This window comes from Muribaculum sp., assembly GCF_029051885.1.
Taxonomy (GTDB): domain Bacteria; phylum Bacteroidota; class Bacteroidia; order Bacteroidales; family Muribaculaceae; genus Muribaculum.
Window position 1 is genome coordinate 1 of record NZ_JAIDKI010000165.1, and the last position, 5132, is coordinate 5132.

3 protein-coding genes are annotated in these 5132 nt (G+C 48.7%); 1 reads left to right on the forward strand and 2 read right to left on the reverse strand.

Annotation, left to right across the window (positions count from 1 at the left end; all coding sequences use genetic code 11):
* Positions 1-94 precede the first annotated feature (94 nt).
* A complete protein-coding gene (locus K2I50_RS07185) occupies positions 95-883 on the reverse strand; it encodes an MIP/aquaporin family protein (protein WP_301025621.1) in 789 nt (262 codons plus the stop codon).
* A gap of 48 nt (positions 884-931) precedes the next feature.
* Positions 932-2437, reverse strand: a complete 1506-nt coding sequence (gene glpK / locus K2I50_RS07190; protein WP_301025623.1) for a glycerol kinase GlpK — start codon at positions 2435-2437, stop codon at positions 932-934.
* Between the two features lie 265 nt (positions 2438-2702).
* Between glpK and K2I50_RS07195 the strand changes: the two genes are divergently transcribed.
* On the forward strand, positions 2703-4700 hold the full coding sequence (locus K2I50_RS07195; RefSeq protein ID WP_301025624.1) for an NAD(+) synthase: 1998 nt from the start codon (positions 2703-2705) through the stop codon (positions 4698-4700).
* The last annotated feature ends 432 nt before the right edge of the window (positions 4701-5132 follow it).

A 5132-nucleotide genomic window follows, 5' to 3' on the forward strand; every position in this document is an offset into this window, starting at 1 on the left:
CTCCCTCACTGCGCGAACACATCTGCACGACGCTTGACCGCCCCAGCGTTAACAAATATTGGTGAACGGGGTCTTAGTTATAGCGCTCCAGGAATCAGGCATTGAGCAACCCCTTGATAATCCAGTAAACAAGAGCGGCTATAATGCCACCGACTACCGGACCGAATACAGGCACCCAGCTATACTCCCATTGGCTTGAACCTTTTCCTCGGATAGGCAATACGGCATGCGCCAGGCGAGGACCGAGATCGCGAGCCGGATTTATGGCATAACCGGTAGTGCCGCCAAGACTCATGCCTATCACAACAACCAGGAGGGCCACAGGCAATGCACCCACACTGCCTAAACCTATCAGTTCATGCTCCCCTCTGACTGTGCTAAGAGCCGCAGCATTGCCTTCGTCGCCGATAAAAAGAATGACGAGCACAAGCACAAAGGTACCGATAACCTCACAAATGAAATTGCGCCAGTAATTCTTGATAGCAGGGATTGTAGAGAATACTCCCAGCTTGGCCTCCGCGCCTTCAGTAGCATCGAAGTGATCCTTGTAGAAAACATATACACACATCGCACCGAGCATGCCTCCCAATATCTGAGAAACGATAAACGGTCCGGCATATGCCCACGGGAATTTCCCGGCGGCAGCCAATCCGATTGTAACAGCAGGATTGAGGTGAGCGCCTGACCATGGGCCGGCGATGAGCACGCCGCAGAATACGGCCAGGCCCCATGCGATAGTGACTACAATCCATCCTCCCCCTTCTCCTTTTGACTTGCGCAAACTTACGCAGGCACATACGCCGCATCCGAGAAGTATAAGCACAAATGTACCGATGAATTCAAAGATACACTGTACAAAACATTGCCATGACGAGCTATCCATAAATATTACGTTTTAATAGTTGAACACTCTTTTTTCATACGATGGCAATCAGATGGAATCCATCGGCTTTGTATGTACAACACGGCTGACAGCATCATGCCATCCGTCAATCTCCCTCTTGATAGTCTCGGAATCTCCGGCAGGCTCGAAATGGCGCTCTACCTGCCATTGCTGCCGTATCTCGTCAAGACTCTTCCAATATCCTACGGCAAGTCCGGCAAGATATGCGGCACCGAGAGCAGTGGTCTCTGTAACACGCGGCCTTAGTACATCACACGAAAGGATATCGCTCTGGAACTGCATGAGCAAATCGTTGCGCGATGCACCGCCGTCGACCTTGAGATTGGCAATTGGAAGTGAGGAATCCTTCTCCATTGCCTTTACAATATCATATACCTGACAGGCTATGCCTTCAAGAGCTGCACGGGCTATATGGGCAGTTGTGGTGCCTCGGCTGATGCCTGATATGGCTCCTCGTGCATACTGATCCCAGTAAGGGGCACCCAGACCGGTAAGAGCAGGCACAAAATATACACCGTCGGTATCAGGCACCGATGCTGCAAGGGCCTCTACATCCGATGATTTTTCTATACATTTCAGTCCGTCGCGCAACCACTGGACTACCGAGCCGGCTACAAATATAGAGCCCTCGAGAGCATATGTCACCTCATGACCAATCTTCCATGCGATAGTGGTGAGCATACGGTTTTTCGATTCAATCGCCTCGTTGCCGGTATTCATCAGCAGGAAGCAACCCGTTCCATACGTGTTTTTCACCGCACCAGGCTCTATGCACATCTGCCCGAAAAGAGCCGCCTGCTGGTCGCCGGCCATTCCGGCAATAGGCACCTTATGCGCGAAAAGTGTAGTGGTGGTATAGCCGTACACCTCGCTCGAGGACTTTACTTCCGGCATCATTGAACGCGGTATTCCAAATAAGGCGAGGAGCTCTTCATCCCACTCAAGAGTGTGGATATTGAACAACATCGTGCGTGAAGCATTGGTGACATCAGTCACATGGACCGTACCACGTGTCAGACGCCATACCAGCCACGTATCGACGGTGCCGAATCTAAGTTTCCCTTCTTCAGCACGCTTGTGCGCACCGGGAACATTATCAAGTATCCATTTTACTTTTGTAGCGCTGAAATAGGCATCAAGTATCAGACCTGTTTTCTCTCTGATTTTATCCACCCATCCATCTTTGGCGAGCTGGTCGCAATACTCTGATGTACGTCGGTCCTGCCATACGATAGCATTATAGACCGGAAGATCGGTGTCTACATCCCATACTATAGTTGTCTCTCGCTGGTTGGTGATGCCTATCGCAGCGATGTTGAGTCCATTGATATCAATCTGGGATATAGCCTCGGCCACAACTGATGCCTGAGAGGCCCAGATCTGATGAGGGTCATGCTCTACCCATCCCGACTGAGGGAATATCTGCTCGAACTCACGTTGCGCTACCGAACGTATGGTGCCATTATGGTCAAAAACTATGGCACGAGAACTGCTGGTGCCCTGGTCAAGTGAAAGGATGAATTTCTCTTCCATGGTGTGTGATGCTTTAGGGTTGAAGGCGGGGCGGATATAATTCCTGATGACTCCGTCTCCATGATTTATGTTTTATGGTTATCAAATGGAATCGGTAGTCGTCGCTAAAATAAGGGCAGAAACCGATAAAAATAAAACACAACCGGATATAAAAATGTTTGTATGGTAGCACCGATAAATATATGTCGGCAAAGTTATTTTAAAGCACATGCTTGTCAAGGATTCAAGTTTGTGTATATTTGCAAAAACTAAAATCATACAGTATATGTCGACTGACAAACTCAACGCCGGTAAATATAATTCAGCCAATGTTGCGACAGAAGACTCCCGCGCACACGGTTTTTTCCGCGTAGCATCAGTCATTCCGGAAGTGAAGATTGCGGATGTAGAGGCTAATGTGGATTTTATAATTAATAAGCTGGATGAGCTGAACGCCTCCGGCACAAGAGTCGCAGTATTTCCTGAACTATGTGTCACAGGTTATACATGCGGTGACCTTTTCCATCAGAAAGAACTTCTTGAAACCTCGTCAGCCGGTATTGCGAGACTAAGAGAAGTATCCTCGAAATATGACATGATGTTTGTTGTCGGAGCTCCTATAGAGATTTGCGACACACTTTATAACTGTGCAGTGGCTTTTGCAAACGGACGCGTTGTCGCGGTTGTTCCAAAGACCTACCTGCCTAATTATAACGAATTTTATGAACGCCGTTGGTTTGCGCCTGCAGGCAACATACCAACAGGAATTTTGGAATGGGGACCTGACAACAGCCCTGTCGGTACAGATATTGTAATCGACGTCGATGGTGTAGGAGTAGGGATGGAAATATGTGAAGACCTATGGACTCCTATACCACCATCTACCCGTGCAGCCCTCAATGGCGCCGAGATTATACTCAATCTATCGGCTTCCGATGATTTAATCGGCAAGTATGACTACCTCAAGTCATTGATAAGCCAGCAATCAGCCCGCTGTATCAGCGCATATGTATATAGTTCTGCCGGATTCGGAGAGTCGACCACCGACCTTGCATTTGACGGCAAAGCGCTTATATACGAAAATGGCACTCTATTGGCTGAAGCTCCACGCTGGACACGCCATTCCTCGCACATAATCGCAGATATAGACATCGAAGCGATACGACATGACCGTAGGCATATAATGTCGTTTGGAGACGCACGCAAAATTGAGAATAACGGCGAACCGGTGCGACATGTTTCTGCCGGAATCGCTGAATACCCCCAGAAAGGACTCAAACGCAATGTTTCTCCCCTGCCGTTTGTGCCGGGCAACGGTAAAACCATTGATTCCCGATGTGAGGAGATTATAAATATACAGATAAGCGGTCTTGCGCAACGATTGCATGTCACCCACACTCAAAATCTCGTAATCGGTATATCAGGCGGACTGGATTCGACGCTGGCTCTTCTTGTGGCAGCGCGCACATTCGACGTCCTCGGGTTAGACCGCAAAGGAATCATAGGCGTGACAATGCCGGGATTCGGCACAACCGATCGCACACACGATAATGCTGTCGAATTGATGAAATCACTTGGAATCACCTCTCGTGAAATCTCGATTACAGCAGCCGTTAAACAACATTTCTCAGATATCGGACATGACATTAACGTGCATGATGTGACATATGAGAATTCACAGGCACGTGAACGAACCCAACTTCTAATGGACATAGCCAATCAAGTCGGAGGAATGGTACTCGGTACCGGCGACCTTTCAGAACTCGCATTAGGATGGGCTACCTACAACGGCGATCATATGTCTATGTACGGTGTCAATGCAAGTGTCCCAAAGACCCTCGCAAAGCATCTGGTAAAATGGTGTGCCGTTACCACTGAAGATGACCACGAACGACAGATTCTGCTTGATATTGTGGACACACCCATCAGTCCGGAACTCATTCCTGCTGATGAAAAAGGAAATATCAAACAGAAAACGGAAGATTTAGTCGGTCCTTACGAACTGCACGACTTCTATTTGTACTATACTCTCCGATATGGTTTCACCCCAAGGCGCGTATACTACCTTGCCAAGCATGCATTCTCAGGAGTATATGATTCACCTACAATCTTGAAATGGCTACGTACATTTTATCGTAGATTCTTCACACAACAGTTTAAGAGATCCTGCCTGCCTGACGGGCCCAAAATAGGAAGTGTGTGCCTGTCACCGCGTGGCGACTGGCGAATGCCGTCTGACGCATCCTCTGCAGCCTGGCTTAAAGAGGTCGACAGTCTACACTAAGCCCATTCAATAAAATACACAAATGCGCAGCAGCCTGATTGATTTGGTTGCTGCGCATTTGTTATATCATCGAACAGGTCACTGCTGTCCGAAGTGCGTAATGCCCAGCATAGCATGCATGACCAAGTAGCGGTGTTCAATAAATAATGCAGGCAGCCTGGATGTGTGGACAATTCAGACCGAATGCAAGCGCGTAAGACGGTAAATGCTAACTGTGGATGTGTGTGCGCTCTGTGCGGAAGGCGACATAGGCTTGTCGCATTAGAGGGAACAAGCATTGGTAGTGGGGTGGACGTCGTAGAGGACGCGACCTTGCGCTGAGACCGCCGGAGGGAATGCATGGGAGCAGGATTGGAAGAGAGAGCAGGAGCAGGGGTATATAAAAAAAGACAGAGCCCGATGATTATGTATCATCAGGCTCTGTCGTTGAAG

Bases quoted from the DNA above. Each gene is read 5' to 3' on its own strand.
- K2I50_RS07185 (WP_301025621.1), bottom strand. From the start codon at position 883: ATGGATAGCTCGTCATGGCAATGTTTTGTACAGTGTATCTTTGAATTC.
- glpK (WP_301025623.1), bottom strand. From the start codon at position 2,437: ATGGAAGAGAAATTCATCCTTTCACTTGACCAGGGCACCAGCAGTTCT.
- K2I50_RS07195 (WP_301025624.1), top strand. From the start codon at position 2,703: ATGTCGACTGACAAACTCAACGCCGGTAAATATAATTCAGCCAATGTT.